This is a genomic window from Bradyrhizobium sp. YCK136 (assembly GCF_044570075.1).
Taxonomy (GTDB): Bacteria; Pseudomonadota; Alphaproteobacteria; order Rhizobiales; family Xanthobacteraceae; genus Bradyrhizobium; species Bradyrhizobium diazoefficiens.
On record NZ_CP172424.1, the window covers coordinates 331506 to 355524 of the forward strand.

The 24019-nt window shown below is 64.9% G+C and carries 22 protein-coding genes and 5 pseudogenes; 12 read left to right on the forward strand and 15 right to left on the reverse strand.

Going from position 1 to position 24019, the window contains the following annotated elements; all coding sequences use genetic code 11:
* Positions 1-70: 70 nt before the first annotated feature.
* The 5 genes from ACFLEY_RS01635 to ACFLEY_RS01655 form a co-directional block, all read right to left on the reverse strand.
* Positions 71-277: an AlpA family phage regulatory protein gene (locus ACFLEY_RS01635; RefSeq protein WP_082755758.1), complete on the reverse strand. Its 207-nt coding sequence runs from the start codon at positions 275-277 to the stop codon at positions 71-73.
* Between the two features lie 139 nt (positions 278-416).
* On the reverse strand, positions 417-1013 hold the full coding sequence (locus tag ACFLEY_RS01640; RefSeq protein ID WP_129557422.1) for a hypothetical protein: 597 nt from the start codon (positions 1011-1013) through the stop codon (positions 417-419).
* Positions 1010-1987 (reverse strand): site-specific integrase, encoded by a 978-nt coding sequence (locus tag ACFLEY_RS01645; RefSeq protein ID WP_063824306.1) that lies wholly within the window; start codon positions 1985-1987, stop codon positions 1010-1012. Before ACFLEY_RS01645 ends, ACFLEY_RS01640 begins: the two co-directional genes overlap by 4 nt.
* 66 nt (positions 1988-2053) lie before the next feature.
* Positions 2054-3322 carry an IS256 family transposase gene (locus ACFLEY_RS01650; RefSeq protein ID WP_038952271.1) on the reverse strand — a complete coding sequence of 423 codons (1269 nt, stop codon included), beginning with the start codon at positions 3320-3322 and terminating at the stop codon, positions 2054-2056.
* 63 nt (positions 3323-3385) lie between these two features.
* On the reverse strand, positions 3386-4456 hold the full coding sequence (locus ACFLEY_RS01655; RefSeq protein WP_396604482.1) for an IS630-like element ISRj1 family transposase: 1071 nt from the start codon (positions 4454-4456) through the stop codon (positions 3386-3388).
* Positions 4457-4497: 41 nt separating this feature from the next.
* On the opposite strand from ACFLEY_RS01655, the pseudogene ACFLEY_RS01660 reads away from it, so the two are divergent.
* From ACFLEY_RS01660 to ACFLEY_RS01675, 4 genes and pseudogenes are all read left to right on the forward strand, one after another.
* A pseudogene (locus ACFLEY_RS01660) lies at positions 4498-5031 on the forward strand (isocitrate/isopropylmalate family dehydrogenase); the annotation flags it as partial.
* On the forward strand, positions 5031-6080 hold the full coding sequence (locus tag ACFLEY_RS01665) for an ABC transporter substrate-binding protein (protein WP_060909754.1): 1050 nt from the start codon (positions 5031-5033) through the stop codon (positions 6078-6080). The pseudogene ACFLEY_RS01660 and the gene ACFLEY_RS01665, both read left to right, overlap by 1 nt.
* Before the next feature lie 44 nt (positions 6081-6124).
* Positions 6125-6910: an ABC transporter ATP-binding protein gene (locus ACFLEY_RS01670; RefSeq protein ID WP_049832547.1), complete on the forward strand. Its 786-nt coding sequence runs from the start codon at positions 6125-6127 to the stop codon at positions 6908-6910.
* Positions 6907-7782 carry an ABC transporter permease gene (locus ACFLEY_RS01675; protein WP_060909755.1) on the forward strand — a complete coding sequence of 292 codons (876 nt, stop codon included), beginning with the start codon at positions 6907-6909 and terminating at the stop codon, positions 7780-7782. The genes ACFLEY_RS01670 and ACFLEY_RS01675 overlap by 4 nt, the downstream gene beginning before the upstream one ends.
* 21 nt (positions 7783-7803) lie before the next feature.
* Here the strand turns inward: ACFLEY_RS01675 and ACFLEY_RS01680 are convergent, their stop codons facing one another.
* Positions 7804-8697 carry a LysR family transcriptional regulator gene (locus ACFLEY_RS01680; RefSeq protein WP_060909756.1) on the reverse strand — a complete coding sequence of 298 codons (894 nt, stop codon included), beginning with the start codon at positions 8695-8697 and terminating at the stop codon, positions 7804-7806.
* Positions 8698-8814: 117 nt separating this feature from the next.
* On the opposite strand from ACFLEY_RS01680, the gene ACFLEY_RS01685 reads away from it, so the two are divergent.
* The gene (locus ACFLEY_RS01685; RefSeq protein ID WP_060909757.1) at positions 8815-10455 is read left to right on the forward strand and encodes an FAD-dependent oxidoreductase; all 1641 of its coding nucleotides are present in this window, start codon (positions 8815-8817) and stop codon (positions 10453-10455) included.
* A 79-nt stretch (positions 10456-10534) separates the two neighbouring features.
* Positions 10535-11515, forward strand: a complete 981-nt coding sequence (locus tag ACFLEY_RS01690; RefSeq protein WP_060912822.1) for a tripartite tricarboxylate transporter substrate binding protein — start codon at positions 10535-10537, stop codon at positions 11513-11515.
* Positions 11516-11593: 78 nt separating this feature from the next.
* On the opposite strand, the gene ACFLEY_RS01695 is transcribed toward ACFLEY_RS01690, so the two are convergent.
* A complete protein-coding gene (locus ACFLEY_RS01695; RefSeq protein ID WP_060909758.1) occupies positions 11594-12697 on the reverse strand; it encodes a tripartite tricarboxylate transporter substrate binding protein in 1104 nt (367 codons plus the stop codon).
* Between the two features lie 401 nt (positions 12698-13098).
* Here ACFLEY_RS01695 and ACFLEY_RS01700 point away from each other — a divergent pair, with 401 nt between their 5' ends.
* Both ACFLEY_RS01700 and ACFLEY_RS01705 read left to right on the forward strand, forming a co-directional pair.
* Positions 13099-14370, forward strand: coding sequence for a DUF2157 domain-containing protein (locus ACFLEY_RS01700; protein WP_060909759.1), 1272 nt, complete (start codon positions 13099-13101; stop codon positions 14368-14370).
* Entirely contained in the window at positions 14367-14972 is a 606-nt protein-coding gene (locus ACFLEY_RS01705; RefSeq protein ID WP_060909760.1) for a GDYXXLXY domain-containing protein, read from the forward strand. Before ACFLEY_RS01700 ends, ACFLEY_RS01705 begins: the two co-directional genes overlap by 4 nt.
* Before the next feature lie 104 nt (positions 14973-15076).
* Here ACFLEY_RS01705 and ACFLEY_RS01710 read toward each other — a convergent pair.
* A pseudogene (locus tag ACFLEY_RS01710) lies at positions 15077-16436 on the reverse strand (PLP-dependent aminotransferase family protein).
* 162 nt (positions 16437-16598) lie between these two features.
* On the opposite strand from ACFLEY_RS01710, the pseudogene ACFLEY_RS01715 reads away from it, so the two are divergent.
* Positions 16599-17081 (forward strand): annotated as a pseudogene (locus ACFLEY_RS01715) (EamA family transporter); the annotation flags it as partial.
* Between the two features lie 146 nt (positions 17082-17227).
* Here the strand turns inward: ACFLEY_RS01715 and ACFLEY_RS01720 are convergent.
* Positions 17228-17347, reverse strand: a pseudogene (locus ACFLEY_RS01720) (IS3 family transposase); the annotation flags it as partial.
* Between ACFLEY_RS01720 and ACFLEY_RS01725 the strand changes: the two are divergent.
* Positions 17335-17712, forward strand: a pseudogene (locus ACFLEY_RS01725) (EamA family transporter); the annotation flags it as partial. The pseudogenes ACFLEY_RS01720 and ACFLEY_RS01725 overlap by 13 nt on opposite strands.
* A 173-nt stretch (positions 17713-17885) precedes the next feature.
* On the opposite strand, the gene ACFLEY_RS01730 reads toward ACFLEY_RS01725, so the two are convergent.
* On the reverse strand, positions 17886-19094 hold the full coding sequence (locus ACFLEY_RS01730) for an EAL domain-containing protein (RefSeq protein ID WP_028174835.1): 1209 nt from the start codon (positions 19092-19094) through the stop codon (positions 17886-17888).
* Between the two features lie 52 nt (positions 19095-19146).
* Here ACFLEY_RS01730 and ACFLEY_RS01735 point away from each other — a divergent pair, with 52 nt between their 5' ends.
* Positions 19147-19365 carry a hypothetical protein gene (locus tag ACFLEY_RS01735; RefSeq protein ID WP_129557423.1) on the forward strand — a complete coding sequence of 73 codons (219 nt, stop codon included), beginning with the start codon at positions 19147-19149 and terminating at the stop codon, positions 19363-19365.
* A gap of 12 nt (positions 19366-19377) precedes the next feature.
* Here ACFLEY_RS01735 and ACFLEY_RS01740 read toward each other — a convergent pair whose 3' ends face one another.
* Both ACFLEY_RS01740 and ACFLEY_RS01745 read right to left on the reverse strand, forming a co-directional pair.
* The gene (locus tag ACFLEY_RS01740; protein WP_161532699.1) at positions 19378-19803 is read right to left on the reverse strand and encodes a hypothetical protein; all 426 of its coding nucleotides are present in this window, start codon (positions 19801-19803) and stop codon (positions 19378-19380) included.
* Between the two features lie 334 nt (positions 19804-20137).
* Entirely contained in the window at positions 20138-21301 is a 1164-nt protein-coding gene (locus ACFLEY_RS01745) for a hypothetical protein (RefSeq protein WP_060909761.1), read from the reverse strand.
* A 341-nt stretch (positions 21302-21642) separates the two neighbouring features.
* Here ACFLEY_RS01745 and ACFLEY_RS01750 point away from each other — a divergent pair, with 341 nt between their 5' ends.
* Positions 21643-22266 carry a helix-turn-helix transcriptional regulator gene (locus ACFLEY_RS01750; RefSeq protein ID WP_060909762.1) on the forward strand — a complete coding sequence of 208 codons (624 nt, stop codon included), beginning with the start codon at positions 21643-21645 and terminating at the stop codon, positions 22264-22266.
* Between the two features lie 55 nt (positions 22267-22321).
* Here ACFLEY_RS01750 and ACFLEY_RS01755 read toward each other — a convergent pair whose 3' ends face one another.
* The 3 genes from ACFLEY_RS01755 to ACFLEY_RS01765 form a co-directional block, all read right to left on the reverse strand.
* Complete coding sequence (locus tag ACFLEY_RS01755; RefSeq protein ID WP_060909763.1) at positions 22322-22570, reverse strand: hypothetical protein; 249 nt, start codon at positions 22568-22570, stop codon at positions 22322-22324.
* A gap of 97 nt (positions 22571-22667) precedes the next feature.
* The gene (locus ACFLEY_RS01760; RefSeq protein WP_060912824.1) at positions 22668-23045 is read right to left on the reverse strand and encodes an Hpt domain-containing protein; all 378 of its coding nucleotides are present in this window, start codon (positions 23043-23045) and stop codon (positions 22668-22670) included.
* Between the two features lie 156 nt (positions 23046-23201).
* Positions 23202-23900, reverse strand: a complete 699-nt coding sequence (locus ACFLEY_RS01765; protein ID WP_171901173.1) for a Crp/Fnr family transcriptional regulator — start codon at positions 23898-23900, stop codon at positions 23202-23204.
* Positions 23901-24019: the final 119 nt, after the last annotated feature.

Here is a 24019-nt window from a genome sequence, read left to right on the forward strand (position 1 = left end):
GAAGCGCCAGCCAGATCAGATTTCGGAAGCCCGGTGCCCGCCAGCGCCGGGTTTTCCATATGGGGTTTCATCAGGCAGCGGCCTCCGTGGCCTTCCACTCACCTCGCTGCCACGCGGCAACTTCATCCTCCCACCAAACGACTGCTTGGCCGTTAGGGTCGAGTCTTTGACTCTGCGGGAAGGTCCGCTCTTTCATTTTGCGGTAGAGGGTCGGGACTGACCAACCCGTGGCCTCCAATACGCGGGGCCGTCGAATTGCCTTGCGTAGCGTCGTCATTGCTGGGTGCCTCCTGCGTTCTCAGGACAATCCGTAAGAACGTGGGCACCTAGTTATACTGATTGGACTCGGGGCAGAATCGAAAGGGCGCCACAACAATTGCGGCGCCCGATTTTGTAACAAGCGAATGGCACAAAAACTATTTGGCTCGTTTTTGTGGTTTTCGTCGCGGCTTGAAGGGGACCACGTTGGCGCCCATCGCCGCCAGCCGCGCTGCATCTTCGGCAGCTAGGCGCTGTCGGATCAGCCCGATCCTGCGAAGGTGCGTCCTGTCGGGAATGTCCTTCTTAAGCCAGCCCTCTCTAACCGCCCATCGGACATGATCCGGCAGCTTCTTTCCCGGCTCGGTCTCGATCATGGCGACAACAACTGAATAGCCCGGCTCAAAGTGCCATCCCTCATATGAGCCCGGCCTCCGGCCCATCTTTTTAGGCTGTTCAAGCGCGGCGCTTGCCTCAGCAAGCCGCTTGGACGCAGCAGCGTAGTCTCTCGAGTTCTCCGCAATTTTCAGCAATATGGGGAGAAGTTTGTCGGTTGATGCCGCACCGCGCAACTCGTCCGTTGCCGACCCCTTCGCGGCGTGCCAGCCGGCGTTAAACATCACGCGATCAGCGATTAGCCGCTCAAGGCGCATTTGGTTAGTCAGGCCATGCGGGCTCAGATCGCCGTGAGTGACAATATGGTCGTTGAAGCTCCGCAGGGCGTCCAGCACCAATTGCAGATTAGTAGCCGTCATTTCCGCGCTCCGATCGCCACCACGTTGTCACCGCCTACCGCTTGCCCCTCGCAGTAGCCGGCCCAATCCTCCATCAACCGAACGCGCTTCTCACGCATGTCGCCGCGCCGATAAGCCGCCTCAACCTTGTTCGAGACCGTATGCGCCATCGCCATCTCGGTTAGTTCGTTGGCGTAGCTGGTCTGTTCGGAAGCCCAATCCTTGAACGTCGAGCGGAAGCCGTGAACGGTCGCCGTGTCGCCGTCGTATCCCATCTCCTTGAGGGTCTCGGCCATTGCCATGTTGCTGAGGCCGGCGCCCTCCTTGGCGCCCGGAAAGACAAACTCGCCGCCGTCGCGCGGAAGATCCTGCAGGATCGCCAGAGCGCGGTCAGAGAGGGGGATAACATGGTCCGGCCGGCGCTTTCCCTTCTTGCCCTTCATCAGCTCGCCAGGAATGGTCCAGGTCTGTTCCTTCTCGTCTATCTGCGACCACTTCGCGCCGATGGTGTTTGCGGTACGGGTGATGTTGAGGATTGTGAACTCCAGCGCCCGCGCGCTGACGCCATCCCGCTTGCGTAGCTTCGTCATGAAGGCCGGCATCTGCTTGTAGGGCAGGGCGGCGAAGTGCTCGACGGGAGAAACCTGGGTCTTGCGGGGCAAGAGCTGGTCGAGATGTCCAGTCCAGCGGGCGGGGTTCTCGCCCTCCCGCAGCCCGATCGCCCGGGCTCGGTCCAGTATCTTCTCGACGCGACCGCGGACGCGGCTGGCGGTCTCGGTCTTGGTGGTCCAGATTGGCTCAAGGATCTTCATGACGTGGCTGCGATCGACTAGAGCCACGGGGAGGGAACCGATGACCGGGTAAGCGTATGCTTCCAGCGTCGCCGCCCACTGGCTGGCGTGCTTGGCACTTTTCCAGCCCGATTGATGTGCCTTAATGTAGGCCTCGGCACACTGCCGGAAGGTCGTGGCCTTGGCCCTAGTACCCGGAATCAGAGCTGAGTGATACGGCGGCCTTTGAAACGGCGTGAGCTATGGCTGATTTTGGGTGACGCGGCCTGATCAGGCGGCGTGGCTTTCAGTGTTCGGAATGACTTCGATTCCGTCGATGAACTTTACACCGGCGATGACTTTCGGCAACTGGTTCGTGCTCTTCAATCGCCGCCAGGTCTTCGATGCGGCGTCGATGAGCTTGAACACCATCAGCTTCGCAGTTTGTTGCGACAGCGATCCCTTGGTCCGCACCGTTCGGTGGCGCACCGTGGCGAAGACGCTCTCGATCGGGTTCGAGCTGCGTAGGTGGATCCAGTGCTCAGCAGGGAAGTCGAAGAAGGCGAGCAGCGCATGGCGATCCTTGATCAGGCACTCCACCGCACGTCCGTATTTGACGTGGTATTTCTCGACGAAGACGTCGATCGCGGTTTCAGCTTCGGCCCGGTGTGGGGCCAGATAGATGTTCCGCAGGTCGTTCTTCATGGGGCCCTGCACGGATTTGGCGACCTTGTCGAGTACGTTGCTCACTTTATGGCACCAGCATCGTTGGTGCCGCGTGCCGGGAAAGGCCTCGTCCAGTGCCTTCCAGAAGCCGAGGGCGCCGTCGCCGATGGCGAGTTGCGGGGCAATCCGTAACCCGCGTTGCCGCAGGTCGATCAGGAGTTCGCGCCAGCTCTGCGCGCTCTCGCGCACGCCGACCTGGAAGCCGATCAGCTCCTTCTTGCCTTCCGGCGTGGTGCCAATCAGCACCAGCATGCATTCGCTGTGATCTTCCATGCGGGCCTGCAGGTACACGCCATCGGCCCAGATGTAGACATAGCGACGCGCCGACAGATCGCGTCTCTGCCAGCGTTCGTACTCGACCTGCCAATCGGCCTTCAGGCCGGCGATCACCGAAGGCGACAGGTTCGGCGCATCCTTGCCGAGCAGCGCCGAGAGCGCCTCCTGGAAGTCGCCGGTCGAGATGCCGCGCAAATAGAGGACCGGGATCAAGGCATCCAGGCTCTTCGTCCGCCGCGCCCATAGCGGCAGGATTGCCGAACTGAAGCGGAGGCGGTCGCCTGGCCCGCTCGCTCCGCGGTCGCGGACCTTGGGACGAGCGACCTCCACCGGACCGATGCCGGTCGCAATCTCGCGCACCGGACCGTGCCCATGTCGGACCAGGCGCGCTCGACCGTCGGGCAGCGTCAGATTGGCCGTGCTGGCCAGAAACGCGCCAACCTCGATCTCGATCGCCCTGGCAAGCAGGTCCCGCGCGCCGGCTCGAACGATATCGGTCAGTGGATCATCAACCGCGGACGGCTGACGGAAAGCAAGAACATTGGTAGTCTCGGTCATGGCGTATCGCTCTCCTCGAGAGGTTCTGGCAGGCTCGTCACCCGCCTCGATACGCCGCCTTCCTCACACCGTCATCACCCAGATTCCGCCATAGCTCAAACGGCGTTGACGGACCTTTTTCTTGGTCCAGACGAAGGGCTCGGCTCTGTCGTTGTATGCGTTGACGTAGGCATCGATGTGTTCCTGAAGCTGCTTGAGGCTCGTGAAGGAGGTGCCGCTGAGCGACTGCCCCTGCAAGATGGAAAACCATACTTCGACCTGATTGAGCCATGACGCACTTGTCGGCGTGAAATGAAATTGCACGTTGGGGTGGGCCTTGAGCCAGTCCTCGTTCTTTTTATGGGTGTTGAGGTTGTCGAGGATGACGTGAAGCTTGCGGTTCGGAAAAGCCGCGGTGACGCTGTTCATGAAATCGAGAAACTCGACGCGGCGCCGGCGTTTTGAATGGGTCGCGATGATCTTTCCGGTGGCGACTTCGAGCGCCGCAAACAATGTTGTGGTGCCATGCCGCTTGTAATCGTGGCTTTGGCCGGTCAAGGCGCGGCCATTGGGCAACTTCAGATAACCCTGCGCTCGCTCCAAAGCCTGGATCGAGGGCTTCTCGTCCACGCACAGCACAATGGCCTTCGCCGGCGGCGCGACATAGAGGCCGACAACATCGGCGGCTTTGGCCGTAAAGTTCGGGTCGTTGCTCTCGCACCAGGACTTGCGAGCCACCAGGTCAATCTTGTGGCTGCGCAGGAACCGCCAGACATATTGGACATCGACATCGCCCAGCGCCTCGGCCAGCAGGGGGCCGGTCCAGCGCGCAAACCCTTGCGGTGGCGGCTTATCCAGCAGCTTCAGAATCCGCTTGTCGGTCGTCTTCGTATAGATCGGCTGCTTGCCAGGCCGCGGCTTGTCTTGCAGCCCTTCAAGGCCATGGTCGGCATAGCGATGCCGCCAAAGGCTGACAATCCGCGGCTGGACCCCAACTTCCTTGGCGATCGACCGGGTGCTGCGCCCATCCGCCGCCAACAGAACTATCCGCGCCCGCTTCAAATCGCGCTGCAACGTCACCGGTGAGCGACAGCACGCCTCAAGCACCTTGCGATCTTTCCTCGAAAGGTGGACTTCTCTTGCTTCGGGTATCATCCCGACCTTGAATCACGACTCACGTTCCAAGAAAAGTGGGTACTAGTGCGCTGTGGCGCGAGGAGGTCACCGCGCTGCATGAAGCGGAGTTTTCCGATGTCGAGCTGACCCATCTCTATGTCGACAACGCCGCGATGCAGATCGTGCGGGCACCCTCGCAATTCGACGTCATGGTGACCTGCAATATATTCGGAGACATTCTCTCCGATTGCGCGGCGATGGCGTCGGGCTCGCTCGGCATGCTGCCGTCGGTCTCGCTCGGGCCGCCGGACCGGCTCGGACGTCGCAAGGCGCTCTATGAGCCGGTTCACGGCAGCGCGCCTGACATTGCGGGCAAGGGCATCGCCAATCCACTTGGCTCGATCCTCAGCGTCGCAATGATGTTGCGCATTACCCTCCATCGGCCTGAAGATGCCGCGCTGCTGGAGAAGGCCGTGGATACGGCCCTGGCCGCCGGCGCAAGAACGGCCGATATCGCCGAACCCGGCGCAAAAAGACTTTCGACCCAGGAGATGGGCGATGCGGTGCTGAGCGCGCTCGACAAGGTGGTCGGCAAGGAGAGGGAGCACGCGTGATGAGAACTCGGGTCACAAGACGGTCGGCGCTGACGATTGTCGCCGGCGCCGGTGTCTCCATGGCGGCGGGGCGGGCGTGGGCGGATACCCCGTCGGGCCGCGTGATCTACCCGGTGGCCATTCCGGTGTATCAGTCCCAATTCGTCGCCGACCGTGCCGGGTTCTTCAGGGAGGCCGGCCTCGACTGCAAGCTGATCCAGGGCGGCAGCGGCGTGAAGACCCGTGAGATCATTGCTTCGTCCCAGGGAGATATCGGCATCGGCGACATCACCCACCCGATGCAGCTCAGCAATCACGGCCGCAGCGCGCGCGTGCTGATGCCGGTCGATACCCGCAGCAACGCCGCGATCTTCATCATCCGCAAGGATCTGTTCGATCAGGGCATCACCACGCTGGAGGCGCTGGCGAAGTGGAAGCGGCCTGACGGACGCAAGCCGATCGTTGCGGTGTCGTCGCTTGGCGGCACCAACCACGTCTGGGCCTCCTATTACATGGAAACCATGGGGCTCGACGACAAGGTGACCTGGATCGGCACCGGCAATGTCGACACCATGATGGGGACGTTGAAAACGAAACAGGTCGATGTCCTCATCAACTCGCCGTCGATCCTGAAGGATTCGATCGAGCAGGGCTGGGGCGCGCTGTTGTTCGACGGAACCGACGAGGCGGTCTGGGCCAAGTATATCGGCGGCAAGGTCCCGGTGACGTCTCATTTCACCTTGCAGTCGACCATCGACAAGGACCCGCAGAAGATGCAGGCGTTCGTCACGGCGCTGTGGCGCGCGACCCAGTGGATCAAGGGGCACTCCCCCGAAGAGATCTACGACGCGATCGAGCCTTATGTCGGGAGCACGTCGCGCGATGCGAATGTTTTCGACATTGGGATCATGAAGAAGGTCACCGACTACGAATGCGTCATCGATGCGGAGAGTTTTGCACGCGGGCAGAAGGTCTGGTTCCGTGAAATGACCGGGATCAAGCCGCTCGCCATGGCCGACGTCGTCACCACCAGCTTCATCGAAGCGGCACGCAAGGCCTATCCGGCTTGAGCGTGCAGGCCTTACATGCGCCGCACGCCGACGCGCCGCCTGAGATGCGGCGCATCGACGTGCGCGGATTGTGCAAGACTTTCCAGCTGGCGGGCACCGCCATCGAGGCGGTGCGCGACGTCTCCTTCAATGTCCGGCGCGGCGAATTCGTCGCCCTGCTGGGGCCATCCGGCTCCGGCAAGAGCACCGTCCTCAACATGATAGCGACACTGGTCAAGCCGACCAGCGGTCAGATTCTGATCGACGGAACGCCTGTTGTCCCCGGACGGGCGACGTCTGACGTCGGCTACGTGTTCCAGCGCGATACGCTGTTTCCCTGGCGGACAGTCGCCGACAACATCGGCTACGGCCTGGAGCTGGCGGGCGTCCCGGTGGCGGAGCGAAAGGAGCGTGTCCGTGCCTGCCTGGTGCAGGCCGGGCTGGAGGGCTTTGGCAACGCCTACCCTTCTGCATTGTCCGGCGGCATGCGCCAGCGTGCCGCCTTGATGCGAACGCTGGTCGTTGAGCCGCAGGTCCTGCTGATGGACGAGCCGTTCGGCGCGCTCGACACCCACACCAAGATCGACATGCACGACGTGCTGCTTCGCATCTGGGAACGCGAGCAGCAGACCGTGCTGTTCGTGACCCATGATCTCGGCGAAGCCCTGACGCTGGCAGACCGCATCATTCTGTTCTCCGCGCGGCCCGGCCGGATCAAGGAGAGTTTCGATGTGGATTTTGCCCGCCCACGCAATGCGGTGAAGATCCGGGAGACGCCGCGTTATGCCGAGCTGTTCCAGCTGATCTGGCACTCGCTCGGCGAAGAGTTCATCAAGGGCCGCAAGCCATGAGACGCGCGCGCAACGCCGGCAGGACCCTGGCCTGGCAAATGGCGATCTGCGCCTGCTTCCTGTCGATCTGGCAATGGGGTTACGATCTGCACGGCCGGCTTCCCTGGCTGGTACCTGATCTGCTCGACCCCTACTTCGTGTCAAAACCCTCGGACATCTTCGAGCATTTCCTGATCCTGAGCTGTCTCAAGTCCAAGCTCGGCGTGTTCAACGGCTGGTTCAATGGCGAATTCGCCCGCTGCATGGCGCGATCCGAGAACAATCTCTGGATCGCGACCGCCGTCACCCTGAAGAACACCTTCTTCGGCTTCGCGACCGGCGTCAGCAGCGGCTTCGCCGCGGGCCTCGTGCTGGGCCGCTCGGACCGACTGAGCGCCATTTTCCAGCCTTTCATCACCGCGGTGAATTCGATCCCGCGCATCGCGCTGGCCCCGATCATCGTGCTGGCCTTCGGCATCGGCGATACCTCGAAGGTCGTGACGTCATGGATCGTGGTCGTCTTCCTCGTCTTCTTCAACACGTTCGAGGGGGCGCGCTCGATCGACGAGGGCTTTGTCAACGCGGCGCGGCTGCTCGGCGCCAGCGAGTGGCAGATCACCCGCACGGTGGTCATCCCATCGACCATGGCCTGGGTCTTCGCCTCGCTGACGCCTGCGATCTCGTTCGCCCTGATCGGCGTGATCGTCGGCGAGTTCATCGGCGCGGAACGCGGAATCGGACGCCTGATCATCGAGTCCGAAGCGCGCGCGGAGGCCTCGGGCATGATGGTCGCCGTCATCGTGCTGATGCTGGTCGGCGTTGCGCTGTCCGCGCTGATCTGGCGATTGCAGGCCTATCTGCTGCGCTGGCAGCAGCACAATCTGGCGGAGTAGCCCGAGCAGGGGCTACATTGATTACGGACCCGCCAGCACCGTCCGCGCCATCACCACAAACGCCTGCGCGGCCGGCGACAGCGTCCGGCCCTGACGCTGCAGCAGCGACACCGGCCGGGTGATGGCCGGGCGGATCAGAGGTCTTGCGATCAGCGTCGGGAACTGATCGGCCGGCAGCATCGTCGCGGGGAGAATGGCGAGGCCGAGGCCCTGCGCGGTCATGGCGAGCGCGGTGTTAATCAGCGTCACCTCATAGGTTGGATTGAGATGCTTGCCCTGCGCGCCGAGCGCCTGATCGATCTGCATGCGGATCCGCGTCTCGCGCCGCATCGCGATCGTCGGGAGCTGTGCCAGTTCGTCCCATGTCAGCGCGCGCCGCGCGGCGAAGTCGGCTGTGCTCCGGCCGATCGCGCTCAGGCGCCCGCGGGTCAGCGTCTCGATCGTCATCTCCGCGAATTCACCTTCCACGCTGCCGATGGCGAACTCCGCGTCGGTTGCGATCAGGCGCGGAACGAGATCGTCGGCGGCGACATCCCGCATGTCGATCTCGATGTCGGGATGGGCCGCACGGAATTTCGCCAGCACCAGGGGCAGCAGCGCCGAGGCGGCGCCGGCCGATGCCAGAAACGCGACGCGGCCGGCGCGCGCTTGCGCGAGGTCGCGCATGCGCCGTGACAGGCCCAGCGCATCGCCCAGCATCCGTTCGGCGGAATGGAACGCCTCGTCGGCCGCCAAGGTCGGCTGCACCGAACGCGTGGAGCGATCGAACAGTTTGACGCCGAGCTGGGTTTCGAGCTGCTGGATCAACAGGCTCGCCGCCGACTGCGTGATCCCGAGCTCGCGCGCGGCCCGCGTGATGCTGCGGGTGCGATAGACGCCGGTGAAGGCCCGCAATTGGCGCAAGGTGACATTCATAGGCAGGGCTCATGAATTGATGAGTTCTTTCTGGCTTATCTCATAAGCGAGCCTGCAATAAAATGCATGCCGCGCGGTCGGAGAATCCGCCGTACGGCAAGGGGAGCGGAGACGAGCATGAGGACACAGGTGCTGGTCGTGGGCGCCGGGCCCGTGGGACTGACCGCGGCGATGGATCTGGCCTCGCGCGGGATTGACGTCGTCGTCGCGGAGATCCGCCATGCCGGCGATCCGCCCAGCGTCAAATGCAATCACGTCTCGGCGCGCTCGATGGAAGTCTTCCGCCGGCTCGGCGTCGCCGCAAAGCTGCGCGATGCAGGCCTGCCGGCGGACTTCCCGAACGATTGCTCCTATCGGACCACGGCGACCGGCATCGAGCTGTGCCGCATCGACATTCCCTCCCGCGCGCGCCGTTACAGCGCAACCGGCGGTCCCGACACCTGGTGGCCGACGCCCGAGCCGCCGCACCGGATCAACCAGGTCTACCTCGAGCCGATCCTGTTCAGCCATGCGGCCGCTCAAGCGCGCATCACCATTCTGGCGCGCACGGAAATCACTGACATCGAACAGGGCGACGACCATGTGGTCGCACTGGCGCGCGACCTCGACAGCGGGAGCTCGCTTCGCATCGAAGCGTCCTTCGTGATCGGCTGTGACGGCAGCCGTTCCCTGGTTCGCAAATCGATCGGCGCAAGCCTCTCCGGCACGCCGGTGATCCAGCGCGTGCAATCGACCTTCATCGAAGCCCCGCAGCTGAGGGAGTTGATGGGCGCGCACAAGCCGGCCTGGATGGTGCTCTCGCTCAACCCGCGACGCTCGGGCACGACGGTTGCGATCGACGGCCACGACCGCTGGCTGATCCACAATCATCTGAAGCCCGACGAGCCCGAATTCGACTCGGTCGATCGCGACTGGTCGATCCGCGCCATCCTCGGCGTCGACGAGCGCTTCGAATATCGCGTCCTCAGCAAGGAGGATTGGGTCGGGCGTCGCCTCGTGGCCGATCGCTTCCGCGACCGCAGGGTCTTCATCTGTGGCGACGCCGCGCATCTGTGGATGCCCTATGCCGGTTACGGCATGAATGCGGGCATTGCCGACGCTGTCGATCTCTGCTGGCAATTGGCGGCGCATCTGAACGGCTGGGCGCCGGCTTCGATCCTCGACGCATATGAAGCGGAGCGTCAGCCCATCACCGAGCAGGTGTCGCGCTTCGCGATGGACCACGCGATGAAGATGATGGCGCAGCGCGGCGGCGTGTCCGCGGAGATCGAGGACGACACGCCGCGCGGCCAGGCGGCGCGCGCAACGCTGGCCAGGGCGGCTTACGATCTCAACGTGCAGCAATATTGCTGCGCGGGTCTCAATTTCGGCTACTACTACGATGCCTCGCCGATCATTGCCTATGACGGCGAAACGCCGCCGGCTTACGCGATGGGCAGCTTCACGCCCTCCACTGTGCCGGGCGCCCGCGCGCCGCATCTGTTCCTGCGCGACGGACGATCGCTCTACGATGCATTCGGAGCCGGCTACACCTTGTTGCGGTTCGACCCGGCGATCGATGTGGCGCGGCTGCAATCCGCCGCAAGGGAGCGCGGCATCCCGCTCGCGCTGGTCGACATCGCGCCCGATGAGGCGAACGGCACCTATGCCGAGAAGCTGGTGCTGGCGCGGCCCGACCAGCACATCGCCTGGCGCGGGCAGGTCGCGCCCGCGGATCCACAAGGCTTGCTGGCGCGCATCACCGGCGCTGCGGCGTAAGGCAACTTGAAGCGGACGGTCTGGCGGCGCGGGCCGCCCGGTCGTGGTTCACAAACAAGAACGTACCGAGGAGGGGAACGTGTTTCACGTTGCAGGGCGCCGCATTCTGGCCGTGCTGACGGCCGCGACTTTCGCCGTGCTGCCGTTGACGGCGGGCAAGGCCGCCTATCCGGAGCAATTGATCAAGATCATCGTGACCTTCCCGCCCGGCGGCAGCGCCGACACCGTGATCCGTGCGCTCGAGCCGTTGGTCACCGCCGAGCTCAAGCAGAGCCTGGTGATCGAGAATCGCGCCGGCGCCGGCGGCAATATCGGCATGGCCGCGGTCGCGCAGGCCAAGCCCGACGGCTACACGCTCGGCGTCGCGCCGGCGGGCGCGCTGACGGTGAACCCGCATCTCAATTCGTCGATGCCGTTCGAGCTGAAGGATCTCGCCCCGATCACGCTGCTTGCGGAAATTCCCTTCGTGCTCGTTGCCTCCGCGAACATACCTGCGCACAACACGGCGGAGACGGTGGCGCTCGCCAGGGCAAAGCCGGGTACGCTGTCGATCGGACATGGCGGCAATTCGACGGCCATGCATCTGACGGCCGCGCTGTTCACGCAGAGGACCGGGATCGCCATGGAGCTGGTCCCGTATCGCGGGACCGCGCCCGCGACGGTCGACGTCCTCGCAGGACATGTCCCCTTCGCGGTGCTGGATATTCCCGCATCGAAGCAACTGATCCTCGAGGGCAAGCTCAACGCGATCGGCGTCTCCTCAGCGCGCCGCCTTGCATCCCTGCCGGATGTGCCGACGCTGGCCGAGAGCGGCATTGCGGGTTTCGGATCCGTCGGCTGGTTCGGGCTGGTTGCGCCGGCCGGCACGCCCGCCGACATCGTCGCCAGGCTGAACGAGGCTTTCACGAAAGCCCTGAAGGGCCCCTCGGTGGCCGAGAAGATCAGGACCCTCGGCGCAGAGCCCGCGCCAATGTCGCCGGAGCAGTTCGGCCGCTTCATTCAAAGCGAAAGCGCGGAATGGGGCAAGCTCATCAGCGAAGCTGGCATCAAGGCGAACTAGAACTGGCATCACGATCGGTCGGCGCCACGCCGACGGCCGCTCCCTCGAGTGTGCGATGCCCGCAACCGTGCGCCTGAGCTAATGCGCGGCGATGCCCGCGCTCTCGATCACCCGCTTGTAGCGTGCGGTCTCCTCGACGATGAACGGTCCCATCTCGGCCGCCCCCTTGTCGGCAATCGACACTTGGCCGTTGGTGGCGAGGTCCGCGACGATGCCGGGGTCGGCGAGCACCGCGGCCAGCGCCTCAGAGAGCTTGCCCACGATTCTCGGGTCGGTCCCGGCCGGGACCGAGACCCAGGTCGAACCGACACTGACGGCGTCCGGGTAGCCGGCCTCGAGCACCGTCGGCGCGTCGGGCAACGCGGCCAGCCGCGCCGTGCCGGTGGTGCCGAGCACCTTGACCTTGCCGGTGTCGATCAGCGGCCTGAGCACGGTGAGGTAGTCGAAGGAGACGTCCAGGATGCCCGACATCATGTCGGTCATCTGGCTCGAGCCCGACTTGTAGGGCACATGGGTCAGCTTGATGCCGGCGGCCGCCTGGAACATCTCGCCGGCGAGGTGCTGGGCGGTGCCGGGGCCGGGGGAGCCGAAGTTGACCTTGCCCGGGTTGGTCTTCGCGTAGGCGACGAACTCAGCCAGCGTGCTGTAGGGCGCTGCCGAGGTTGCGACGAGGATCTGGTTTGCCGAGCTCACGCCGCGGACATGGATATAGCTCTTGAGCGGGTCGTAGTTGAGCTTCGCCAGCCCCAGGTTCGGCTGGATCGTCATAGGCCCGCCGGAGGCGTAGAGCACGGTGTAGCCGTCGGGTTGGGCCCGGGCAACGAACTCTGTCCCGATGGTCCCGCCAGCGCCGGGTCGGTTCTCCACCACCACCGGCTGCCCAAGCCGCGTCCGCAGCAGCTCCGCGATCTTGCGCGAGACGAGGTCGGTGACGCCGCCAGCCCCGAACGGCACCACCCAGGTGATCGCGCGGTTCGGCCAGGATTCCGCGGCCGTCTGGGCCCCCGCGGCGCCGGCCTGGAGCGCCAGCGTCGTCGCGGCGACGAGACACAGGAGCGCTCTCCTCACCGTCCCGACGGGGCGACCGCTCAGGCCGCTGCGCGCGCCGGTCTGCTCGACCACATTGTTGATCACCTGTCGCGAGGTCTGATGATAGCCGCGCTGCTGCGCCAAGAATTCCATGGATGCAGTCCCCCCGTTGCAGCGTGGCCGTTTACGGCCATGTTGACCGAAGGCTACAGCCTTGAGTCTCTTCAAACCATTGGCGCAGTCCGAGCATCTCTTTTGCAGAATATGAAAAGATAGATCGCCTTCAGGCTATGGGACCGTTTGTCAGCACCGTCCGCGAGGGCAGCTTCCTGGCGCATCGGCCGCGATCTGTCGCCGGCCGCACGCGCGCTCCAGCGCGGCATTCTCGCGGGTGCGCAGGCGATCCGCGAACGGAGCCTTGCCGGCTGACTGCGCAGCAATCGACAACCCGGTGTCCCGCAACCGCAGCAGTGACAGCTTGAACCTGCTACCCTCGCGGCCCGACCAACAGCAGCCCGCCGGCCCGCCGGCCGGGAGCGAGGTGATTCACGACGATGTTCGACAAAACCTACCGGCAGCGCCTCGAAGCTGATCTGGCGCAATGGGAAGCAGACGGCGTGATCGCGCCGGCGGCCGCCGTCTCGATCCGCAATGCGCTGCCGCCGTTGTCGCCCGGCGTCAACATCGCGGTGGTCGTCGGCATCGTTGGCGGCCTGTTGATCGCAGCCGCTTTCCTCGCCTTCGTCGCGGCGCACTGGACGGAGATCGCGCGGCTGCTGCGGTTCGGAATCCTGATTGCCGGCATGGTCGTCGCAGGGGGCCTTGGGGCGTGGTTCGCGGCGAAGGGGCGCACGATTCTTGCCGATCTCTGCGCGAGCATCGGCGCGGTCATCTTCGGCGCGGGTATTGCCCTGGTCGGTCAGATGTACCATCTCGGCGAGGATTTTGCCGGTGGCATGCTGCTGTGGTCGATCGGCGCGTTCGCAGCGGCGCTGCTGACCGAATCGCGCGGCGCGCTTGCGGTCGCCCTCGTGGCCGCCTGCATCTGGACCTGCATGCGGACTTACGACGCGCCGGATGCGCTGCATCTTCCGTTCGCGGCGGTGTGGCTCCTCGCCGCCGCTCTTGCGCTTGCGTGGAATTCCCGCGTCGCGGCCCACCTCGTCGCGATCGCGGTGCTGCCGTGGTGGATCGCGACGTCGCTTCGCTTCGAATTCGATGGTGCTCAGCCGTCATTCGTGCTCGCGAACGGTGCCGCCTTGCTGTTCGGCGCCGGGCTCGCGATCGCCGCAGCGCCGTCGCCGAGAGCGCTTCGTCTCGGGACTGCTCTATCGATCTACGGGGCGTTTTCGCTGACCGTGGTCGCGTTCCTGGAGGTGACGACGGTCGACGATATCATTCGCTTTCGGACCGGCAGTGCGCCAGCCCAGCCGCTTTGGGCGATCCTGTGCGGGGCTGCGGGTGTGATCCTCGCTCTCGCGTCCGCCGGGATCACCAAGCGCGCAGGTGAAATCCTTGCAGGATGTTCGATCGGGCTCGCCCTGCTCGCAGCTCCGCTGTGGCCGGTATCCACCGCCGGAGAGCCCTGGTTCGCCTACGCTGCGCTGCTCTGCGCCATGCTCAGCCTCGTCGTCTCCGGCATGCTCGATGATGTGCGTCCGCGGATCGTGGCCGGCTGGCTCGGGATCGCCGGCGTCATCGCCGGCATCACCTGGGCGGTAAAGGGCTCGCTGCTGCGCCGCTCGGCCTTCCTTGCGGCGGCCGGCGTCGTTGCCGTCGCATTTGCAACCGCGCTCAATCGCGCACTGCCGAGGGCGGGGCGATGATGGAACTGGTCGCGTCCGTCACCAGGTTCTGGCAGCGCATTCCGAAAGCGGTGCTGTTCGGCGTCGCCATCCTGGTCCAATGCGTGCTGCTGGTCCTGATGGTCGCCGATCGCATGCAGATCCTGCGCGAAGGCCGTGAGGTGACCTTGCAGACGCAGCCGGTCGATCCCCGCGATCTCTTGCGCGGCGACTATGTCGTGCTCCGCTACGACATCTCGCAACTGCCGGCCGGCGCGCTTGCCGGCAAGCCGGCGGCCGAGCGCAATTCCGTTGTGTTCGTCAAGCTGGCGCCCAATGTCAACGGGCTTTACGAGGCCGTCTCGGTTCACGCCGAGCCTGTCGCGGTTACGGCGCCCGAAGTGCTGATCCGCGGCCGTGTCCCCTATTCCTGCGGTTCGCCCGGCCGCACCTTCTGCGACAAGCTCACAATCAAATACGGTCTCGAAAGTTATTTCGTGCCCGAAGGCGAGGGCAAGAAGCTCGAGCAGGCCCGCAACCAGCAGAAGCTGCGGGTCGTCGCCGCCGTGCTGCCCTCAGGCCGCGCCGCGATCAAGCGCCTGCTGCTCGACGGCGAGCCGGTGTACGAGGAGCCGTTGTACTAAGACCCGATGAGATGAGACTCGCCTGCTCCCCCAACGGAGGGAACGAGAGAGCATCGCTGTCGGCCGAACTCGGATCGACCTCAAACCAGCGTCCTAGGCGCCGATCATTTGGCCTTCAACGCTCGTCGCATCACGTCCCACATCCGCGGATCGCTCATCTGCGCCACGTTGAACCGCATGAAGCGCGATGCCGTCTGCGACACGCTGAACACGTTGCCCGGTGCGAGCACGATATCCTCTTCGAGTGCCGCGCGCGCAACGGACGTAGCATCCTGTCCGCCCGTGAGACGGCACCAGAGGAAGAAGCCGCCGCTCGGCATCAGCCAGGGCTCGATGCCGAGCGCCTGAAGCTTGCGTGCCACCTCGCGCCTGGCGCGCGTGAGCCTTTGCCTGAGCTCGTCCATGTGCTTGCGATAGCTGCCGCCGGCCAACACCCTGGCGATGATGTCGGTCGCGACCGGGCTCGGGCCGCCAAAACTGGTTGCGACCTGGAGATCGACGAGATGCTCGATCCAGTCGGCGCGCCCTGCGATGTAGCCGCAGCGCACCGAGGCCGACAGCGTCTTGGAGAAGCTGCCGATGCGGATCACGCGATTGAGGCCGTCGAGTGCGGCCAGGCGCGGCGAGCGCTCCGGCTCGAAGTCGCCAAAAATGTCGTCCTCGACGATGGTGAGGTCGTGCGCCGCGGACGCGGTCAACAGCCGGTGTGCGGTCTGGAGCGAGAGCGTCGCGCCGGTCGGATTGTGCAGCGCTGAATTGGTGATGTAGAGCCGTGGCCGCTCGCCGGCGAGAATCTGCTCGAAGCGCGCGACATCCGGACCCGACGGCGTGTAGGGCACGCTGACGATCCTGGCCTGATGCGCTCGCAGCAGCGCGCGAAAATTGAAGTAGCACGGATCGTCCACCAACACGGTGTCGCCGGGACGGAGCAGGAAGCGGCAGATCAAGTCGGTTGCCTGCGTGCCTGAACCCGTCAGCATCACCTGGTCGGCCGAAGCCTCGATTGCGTCTTCCGCGAGCCGCGTCAGCAGCAGCCGGCGCAGGGCGAGGGAGCCGGATGTCGAACCGTAATTGGTCAATACGCTCGCATCCGTGCGGGCGAGCGCGCGAGCGGCGCGGCGCAAGGCCTCTTCCCGGCATCCACTCCGGCGGCAGCCAGCCGCAGCCGGGTTTGAGCACGCTTTCTTCGGCATCGAGCGATTGCCGCGAAACCCAGAACGGATCGACCTCCCGGTCGCGGCGCGGCTCGACCTCGGTCAACGCAAGGGGCGGCGTGACGGTCGGCGAGACGTAGAAACCGGAGCCACGACGGGGGCGGATCAGGCCTTCGGCGGCGAGGCGATCATAGGCCTCGACGACGGTGGAGGGCGAAACACCCATCGTCGCGGCAAGGCTGCGGATCGACGGCAGGCGGTCGCCGGCACCGAGCGCGCGGCCCGCGACCTTGGCGCGGATCGCGCTCATCACATCAACGGTCCGGGTGCCGCCCCGGCCTTTCGTCAGCGCCCTGCTGTCCAAGGTGTACTGCCTTCCATACCCATACAGTTTGGCCGGATTGTACTGGATTGTGGCTGTTCTTGCCACCGGTGAAGGCCGAGTATCGCCGCCCAAGAAGACGAGGCGGACATGCAATCGGCGGGCAGCGGCTGGGGCAACGGGCTTCTCGGCGTCATCATCTTCAGCGGCTCGCTGCCGGCGACGCGCGTGGCGGTCGGCGGCTTCTCCGCGCTGTTCCTGACGTCGGCGCGCGCGGTCATCGCCGCGCTGATAGGCGCGGCCGTGCTCGGCCTGCTCCGTCAGGCGCGGCCGCAGCGAAAGGATCTCGCCTCGCTCGCCATCGTCTCGATCGGCGTGGTGGTCGGCTTCCCCCTGCTGACGGCGCTTGCGCTCCAGCACATCACCTCCGCGCATTCGATCGTGTTCATCGGCCTCTTGCCGCTCTCGACCGCGATCTTCGCCGTGCTGCGCGGCGGCGAGCGGCCAAGACCGCTGTTCTGGCTGTTCGCGATCCTCGGCAGCGCCACGGTGGGCGGCTTTGCTCTCTCCAACGACGGCTCGGCGTCACTCGCCGGCGATCTGCTGATGGTCGCCGCGATCGTGCTGTGTGGGAGAGCTGGCCCCGGTTGTTTGGACAGCGCCCCGCTGGATTTAAGTGGATTCCTGCCGGGTTATGCTGAACGCGGGGCTTTACGGTTTTGTCGTTGCGTCGGGAGGGCGTAGCCCGACCAGAGCGACGACAAAACCGTCGGCGACGGTCATGCGGCCATCACCATAGCTTGCGTGCCGAAGTAAGCCTCGTCGGGCGTGCGCCCGTCAAGGCTCGAGTGAGGGCGTCCCTGATTGTAGAAGGCCAGATACTTGGCTCGGCTATGCCGAAGGCGCCGCTTTGTCGCGCCGCCTCGGCGGCTGGCAGGTGATCTCCTGGGCGCTGCTGCTTGCGGTGCCGCTGATGGTGTCGGTCGCGATCCTGACCTGGCCGTCGACATGGAGCGGCGTCGGTGCGCCGGCCTGGATCGGGCTCGCCTACGTCTCGATCTTCAGCATGTTCGTCGGCTTCATCTTCTGGTACCGCGGCCTTGCGATCGGCGGCATCGCGCGCGTCGGTCAGTTGCAGCAGCTCCAGCCGTTCTTCGGTCTCGCGCTTGCCGGCCTCCTGCTGCATGAGCCGGTCGCATGGAGCATGATCGCCGCGACCGCGCTCGTCGTCGTCTGCGTCTTCTTCGCGCGGCGGTTTGCCTGACGACAGCCCATTGCCGCAGCCGACGGATGTTCGCGCGGCAACAGCGTAGTTCTCCGAATTGCCTTGCATCACGGCGAACGCGCGCGGGATCACGACACCCGCGCGTGGCACGCCGGAAGCGCTTCGAAGCAATCGACAGTGCACGCTTGCGAGCGTGATCGCCGCGAACGCGCTCACTCCATCACCGTCTTCGTCAGCGTCGAACGGGCAAACTTCTTCAGCGGCATCGGCTTGCCGAACAGAAAGCCCTGCACGAAGTCGAAGCCAAGCTCGTTCGCGGCGACGAGGTCGGCGCGGCTCTCGACGCCTTCGGCGATCGCGCACGCACCGTAGCCCTGCGCAAGCTCGACGATGTGGCGGCACACCGTGCGCTTGAGGCGGTCATTGCCGCTGCCGGTGACGAAGTGCCGGTCGGCCTTCAGCTTGATGAAGGGGAGCCTGTCCCGGTCCATCAGCGACGGCCAGTTGGCGCCGAGATTGTCGATCGACAGGCCGATATTGTGCAGGCGCACTTCGCGCGCCACCTCGGCGAGGTGATCGAGGTCGCGGATCGCCTCCTCGCTGTCGATCTCGATCGTCAGTCCGCCGAAGGCCGGATGCGTCGGCACGCGCCGGCAGAGATCGCGCACGGCCTGCGGCTCCTTCAGATACGAGGCCGGCAGGTTGATCGAGAGATCGACCGGGCTCTGGTGCTCCAGCAGATAGTGCCAGTCCTGCACGGCGCGCCCGATCACGAATTCGGACAGGTCGCGCAGATGCGGATCGTGCGCCTCGGGGATGAAATAGGCGGGCGGCACCACGCCCCAGGTCGGGTGGCGGATCCGCACCAGTGCCTCGGCGCCGTTGCGGATCAGCGTCCTCGCGTCGATCTTGGGCTGATACCAGAGCTCGAGCCAGCCGGCATGCAGGGCCTCGCCGACATGCACGGCCGGGCTCGGCGCCGGCTCCTCCGGCAGCAGCATCGCGACGCGCTCGCGCAGCGTCTCGGCGGCAAAGGGCGTGGTCAGCGGCGGCAGCATCGCAAGGCCATATTCCTCGCCGACCTGCTGCACGGCCCTGACGATGATCGACTCGCGGGCGCCGACGGCGAGAACCTTGCCGTCGAATGCCTCGCGAACCAGCGTCTGCAGAAATGTCCCGGGCTCGATGCCGTCGGCGGCGATTCCGAGCAGGATCAGATCCGGCAGCTCGCGCGTCAGTACGGTTTGCAGCTCCTCCGCGCTGGCGCATTCGGTCGTGACGAAGCCGAGATCCTCCAGCACCTCGGCGAGGAAAGCACGCAGATGGCGCTTGCCGTCGGCGACGCAAGCGCGCGGCGTTACCTTTCGCCGTCCGAAGGTTCTGGGCCTTCCGCCGGCGAGTTCTACAATTTGATCGTTCATCGCAAACCACTCCCGTTCCGCGACGGTGTTAGCGATGGGAGCAGTTTCAAATATGGAGGGCTTCAGTCGATCGTCGGATTATCTGGGTAACGTTAAAGCCCTCATCATTCCTAAAATTGTTCGGATCTTCTTCGAAGAGTCTTTACGTCTGACCGTGCGTGACGGGCGCATGACACGGTCATCGCGAGAGATTTTTGAAAGATGCGGCCGCTGCGAGATCAAGACCGGTGTCCTGCAATTGGACGAAGCCGTTCGCGTGTCGCCCAATTGAATAACGCTCGCCTCAATTGGCTGTGGCTTTGTCGTGCTGAGCCATGCCGACCGCCTTGTAGTCATAGGTCGGATAGAACTCGGTGCGGTACGAGCCCCACGCGGTATCCTCGATGACGCGATTGACCTCGCGCAGCCGCGAAGCCGGCAGGCGCAGCGTGATCACCTGGCCGATGCCCATCATCACGTACCAGCTCACGACCTCGATTCCGGGCGGCGGAAACGCTTTGTGGAATCCCTGCCTATCGAGCTGCGCATTCAGCTCGTTGAGCGGGCGGGACTGGTCGTGCTTGAAGAAGACGGTGAGCAGCACCGCGTTGTCGGCGGTCGGCGCGGCATTGCCTTGCGGCGGCGACGTCTGTGCCATCGTCGTCGATGTGAGCGCCAGCGCGCCCGCAAGCAGGGCCGCCATCGTCAATGTCCGTCGGTTCGATCTCATCGCGGATTCCTTCCCAAGGCTCATGCCGTGCATCGGAGGATAAGAGCGGCAGCTACGGCCGAAGAACTCATTCTCGCGCGATGCGCGCATGTCCCGCCTCCGCTCGTGACGGTTCTGCGACAATGCGTGGCCGCGGCGGCGCAAGTGTGAAGCAGATCACATGCGGTTTGCTGCACCTGCGCTATTGCTCCAGGCAGCCGGTGGTGGGCTGTCAAGGATCGCAGCAATGACGACGCGGCGGATATTGTATTGGTGGTTCAGGTTCGTGCTGTCAGGGCGATTTCTCGATCGCTTCCTGTGCCTGCCGCGCGCGCATTGAGTGCGCTGCCGGATGTCAGGTCTGCCCGATCAATTTGCGAAACGCCGCCGCGCCGTCCTGCACGGCATCGCGTCCCTTCCACGCCAGGTAGGACAGCTTGCCGCCGAGCGTATCGTGACTGCGTAGCCGGCGCGAGCCGAGAATGTGTCCGACATTGGCCGGGAAGCGGCTTACCTCGGCGGCCACCAGCGCCGCGATCGCGTCCATCAATTGCTGGAGGCGGACGCCCCATTCGCAATTCTCGATGCCGTCGATGCGGACCTTGAGCGCATATTCGGTGTCGTAGATTTCGGCGAGCAGGTCGCGGGCGACCAGCACCCGGTTGTGCCGGAGCGCGATCCTGAGCGCGAGGCGCTTGTCGTCGAGCCGGTCGAGCACCATGGCAACGACGCAGGCATAGGGCGTGGCGGCGACGTCGGCCGCGCTCTTGCTCGCGGCGGCCCTGGTGGCGAGGCGCACCAATTGCCAGGACGTCTTCAGCCGCCGCGCCACCAGCGCCAGCGCGAAGGGCAGCGCCTCGGGATGAGCCTTCTTGAAGGCATCGAGCTGCGCGGTGATCTGGGCAACCTGGCCGTCGTCGAATTTCGCGATCTTCTCGGGCAGCTTTTCGTTGAACTTCGGCAGCGCGGCGCCGGCGCGCAGCACCTGCTGCATCTTCTTCACGTCGTCGAAGGCGCTGCGCGAAGCCGTGTATTGCGCGAGCTTGCCGCGGGCGAACTCGGCGCTCTCCGCTGATGCGAGGGTGTTCTCGAGGACCTTGACGACCTTGGTTTGGAAGATCGACGCGACCTTCAGCACTTCCTTCGGGTTGTTGGCGGCGACCTGGTCGTTGATCGCCTTGATGTAGTCGCGCGCCATGGTTGGCAGCAGATCGCGGCAGATCCACTCCCAGATCGGGGTGAGGGTGTTGCGCGAAATTCGCCCCATATTGGCATGCTCGGGTGCGCCGTCGATCAGCAGCAGCTCGAGCGGGGCGAAGAAATAACGCGAGGGGCTGGTGGCGCGCGCCTGGGTCGAACCGTCCTTGCGAAACTCGGCGCGCAGGCGGGCCTGGACGTCGGCCGAGCCCGGCATGTCGATGCCGCACAGCTCGAGCCGTTCGAGCTCGCTGAGCAGACAGCTGCGCGACAGCGGCGTCAGCCTCTGCAAGAATTCGGTCAGCCGATCGATCTCGTTCATGGCACGCAATCTTCCGCAACGATTCCAGCAAGCCTACGGGCTCAATGCATGGAGGCATTTGCGCGCTCTCAATCGGGCTCTAGAGAAGCAAGTCGCCGTTAATTTATCCGTAAAATCCGGGGGCGGCGGAGGACCGTCCGGGCGACGGCGGTTAAGGAGGCTTCGGCCCGTCTGCCCAGGAAGTGGGCGAAATTCTCAACCCTTGCATGGTCAAGGCAAGCTTCGCGCAAGCATAAATTGTGCCGACGCCGGTATTTTAGCGCAAAACTGCCAAAATTACCGTAGTCTTACGGAGCAAAAAGTTAACCACAGATCGGCCCGGGTTCCGCTAAACAGGTCACATGGGGTCACAGAACGATACGGCTACCGATTCGCGGCCGTCGGAATGGTACGAAAGCAGCACTGCTCCGGCTGAAGAGCTCGATTTCGTCCGCCTGAACGCCGCTCGCGCCAAGGCCGCAGACGAAATGGCCGCTGTCATCGCCCGCGAGCTCAACGGCCCCCTGACTGCGCTCCTGCTCTACATGGGCGAGATCAAGCATCACAGCGATCAGCTCGCGCCGGCTACGGGCGACCGTGCCTATTTGCAGCGGGTGGTGGAGAATGCGCTGACGCAGACCGAGCGCGTTTGCGGCCTGGTCAAGCAGCTTGCCGGCCCCCACAAGGTTGACTCGCCGATCCCGCCCCGGATCGAGGACGCCGAAGCGAAGATCGCCCGTGCGCCGCAGGCGCAGCGCGTGCCGAGTCCCGAACTCCTGGGCCTGTCGGGTCAGAAGCGGCTGACCAAGCGCGAGCGCGAGGTGCTCCGGCTGATCAGTGAGGGCTATTCGAACAAGCAGGGTGCGCTTCGGATGCAGATCAGTCCGCGCACGTTTGAGAGCCATCGCGCCGAGGCGATGCGCAAGCTCGGTGCGCGCAATACCGCGGACCTCGTCCGCGCGGCGCTGCTGCATTCAATCGATTGAGGTTCTTGTCTTGCGCCGCCGGTGGCGGCGCGGGGGCGGGAGAAGCCGATCGCGTTCAGAAATAGTCTTCGGAGAAGGCGCGCGCGCGCGAGCTGGGGCGCAGCGGCTTGATCTCTTCCTTCGGCGCGTTCGGAATGATCGTGATGGTCCAGCGGGGAGGGGTGCTCGATTCCTGCTCCAGCACCGAGCGCACGAAGCCGGTCACCGTCGACTCGCCAGCCTTCACCGTCGCCATCCGGCCGTTGAACTGCGCGATACGGAAGCGACGGACCTCCTTCTGGTCCACTGTCTCGTAGGTGAACATGGAAACCCTCCTGGTTTCCCGCGACTATCGCCACCTATGATTAGCCATCTGTGAAAATCCCAAACCGTAGAAGTACGGCGGGGTTGCATCGGTCTCGCTATGCCTGCCGCTCCTGCGCGCGCGCGGCGGCGTAGGCGGCATCCATGCGCTCCAGCAGATCACCGAATTCGGCCTCACCGAGCGTCTCCGCGGTCTTCTCCAGCTGCAGCGCCAGCGCCGCGAGCCTGGCATAGCCGAACGTCCCGGCCGCACTCTTCAGCGAATGCGCTTCGCGCGCGATCTTCGCGTGGTGCTGCGCGAGCGCGAGCGTGCGGAACAGTTGCAGGCGCGCGCAGGTCTCGCTCCAGAACACGGCGCGCACTTCGCCGGCACCGTCCTCGCCGATCTCGCGCACCAGCGCCGCGTACGCGCCCGGCTCGCGCGCGGGCTCGGCATCGAGCGCTGCCTGCGCAGGCGCAGCGGTCATTTCAAACATGGCTTTGCCTGCCTTGGTCACGGTCCGCTTGTCGCGCGGCGCGTCCGGCGCGAGGTCCGGCCTGTGTCTACGGCATTTGAATTTCAGTTCCGGTAGCGGGACAGCAGGTGTTTGCAGGCCGGCGTTAGCCGCAGGTTTACCACGCGACGGCGCCGGTCAGCGCTGGCCGAGCAGCCGGTCGTACTGGGCTTTCACCGTTGCGTAGCATTCGCACGCGGTCTGGCGCAGGCCGTCCAGGTTCAGGATCTGGATGTGCCCGCGGCTGTAGTGGATGAAATTGGCCTGCTGCAAGGTATTGGCGACCAGCGACACGCTGTTGCGCCGCGCCCCGATCATCTGCGCCATGGCCTCCTGGGTCAGCAGCAGCCGGTAGTCGCCCGACAGATCATGGGTGTGCAACAGGCAGCGCGACAGCCGCGATTCCACCGGATGGGCGGCGTTGCAGCCCGCGGTCTGCTGGACCTGAGCGTAGACCGCCAACCCGTGGCGCGTGAGCAACGTCCGCAGGGTGCCGCTCTGGTCGGCCGCGATGCGCAGCCGGTCGAGATCCATCACCGACGCGACGCCGGGAACCAGCACGATTGCCGTGTTCAGCGCGCAAGTATCGCCCATGGTCGAGAGCGTGCCGAGCAGGCTGTCGCGGCCGATCATGGCGACCTGCACATGCTCGCCCTTGGCGAGGTTCACCACCAGCGAGATGACGCCGCGGTGGGGAAAGAACGCGCGCTTGAGCGTCTCGCCGGTCTCGACCAGCACGGCCTCGTGCGGCAGCTCGACCGTGCGCAGATATGGGCGGATCAGCTCATAATCGTCCGCCGTGAGCGCGGACAGGAAACCGTTGGACGGACGCACCATCGTTTCCAAAACTGCCTCCCGTCTCGTCAGGCAGGGACTTGCGAGAGCGAATTTGCGGATCCCGGCACGGGCAAGCTCCATCATGTTCCCGTCGGGATATATAGGCAATTGGGACAAGT

What these genes read in the sequence shown, in the direction of transcription:
- ACFLEY_RS01680 (WP_060909756.1), bottom strand. Translation starts at nt 8,697, where the DNA reads ATGAATGTCACCTTGCGCCAATTGCGGGCCTTCACCGGCGTCTATCGC.
- ACFLEY_RS01695 (WP_060909758.1), bottom strand. Translation starts at nt 12,697, where the DNA reads ATGGAATTCTTGGCGCAGCAGCGCGGCTATCATCAGACCTCGCGACAG.
- ACFLEY_RS01650 (WP_038952271.1), bottom strand. Translation starts at nt 3,322, where the DNA reads ATGACCGAGACTACCAATGTTCTTGCTTTCCGTCAGCCGTCCGCGGTT.
- ACFLEY_RS01740 (WP_161532699.1), bottom strand. Translation starts at nt 19,803, where the DNA reads ATGAGATCGAACCGACGGACATTGACGATGGCGGCCCTGCTTGCGGGC.
- ACFLEY_RS01745 (WP_060909761.1), bottom strand. Translation starts at nt 21,301, where the DNA reads ATGAACGAGATCGATCGGCTGACCGAATTCTTGCAGAGGCTGACGCCG.
- ACFLEY_RS01765 (WP_171901173.1), bottom strand. Translation starts at nt 23,900, where the DNA reads ATGGTGCGTCCGTCCAACGGTTTCCTGTCCGCGCTCACGGCGGACGAT.
- ACFLEY_RS01705 (WP_060909760.1), top strand. Translation starts at nt 14,367, where the DNA reads ATGATGGAACTGGTCGCGTCCGTCACCAGGTTCTGGCAGCGCATTCCG.
- ACFLEY_RS01755 (WP_060909763.1), bottom strand. Translation starts at nt 22,570, where the DNA reads ATGTTCACCTACGAGACAGTGGACCAGAAGGAGGTCCGTCGCTTCCGT.
- ACFLEY_RS01635 (WP_082755758.1), bottom strand. Translation starts at nt 277, where the DNA reads ATGACGACGCTACGCAAGGCAATTCGACGGCCCCGCGTATTGGAGGCC.
- ACFLEY_RS01730 (WP_028174835.1), bottom strand. Translation starts at nt 19,094, where the DNA reads ATGAACGATCAAATTGTAGAACTCGCCGGCGGAAGGCCCAGAACCTTC.
- ACFLEY_RS01750 (WP_060909762.1), top strand. Translation starts at nt 21,643, where the DNA reads ATGGGGTCACAGAACGATACGGCTACCGATTCGCGGCCGTCGGAATGG.
- ACFLEY_RS01700 (WP_060909759.1), top strand. Translation starts at nt 13,099, where the DNA reads ATGTTCGACAAAACCTACCGGCAGCGCCTCGAAGCTGATCTGGCGCAA.
- ACFLEY_RS01655 (WP_396604482.1), bottom strand. Translation starts at nt 4,456, where the DNA reads ATGATACCCGAAGCAAGAGAAGTCCACCTTTCGAGGAAAGATCGCAAG.
- ACFLEY_RS01665 (WP_060909754.1), top strand. Translation starts at nt 5,031, where the DNA reads ATGAGAACTCGGGTCACAAGACGGTCGGCGCTGACGATTGTCGCCGGC.
- ACFLEY_RS01685 (WP_060909757.1), top strand. Translation starts at nt 8,815, where the DNA reads ATGAGGACACAGGTGCTGGTCGTGGGCGCCGGGCCCGTGGGACTGACC.
- ACFLEY_RS01760 (WP_060912824.1), bottom strand. Translation starts at nt 23,045, where the DNA reads ATGTTTGAAATGACCGCTGCGCCTGCGCAGGCAGCGCTCGATGCCGAG.
- ACFLEY_RS01670 (WP_049832547.1), top strand. Translation starts at nt 6,125, where the DNA reads ATGCGGCGCATCGACGTGCGCGGATTGTGCAAGACTTTCCAGCTGGCG.
- ACFLEY_RS01735 (WP_129557423.1), top strand. Translation starts at nt 19,147, where the DNA reads ATGGAGGGCTTCAGTCGATCGTCGGATTATCTGGGTAACGTTAAAGCC.
- ACFLEY_RS01640 (WP_129557422.1), bottom strand. Translation starts at nt 1,013, where the DNA reads ATGACGGCTACTAATCTGCAATTGGTGCTGGACGCCCTGCGGAGCTTC.
- ACFLEY_RS01675 (WP_060909755.1), top strand. Translation starts at nt 6,907, where the DNA reads ATGAGACGCGCGCGCAACGCCGGCAGGACCCTGGCCTGGCAAATGGCG.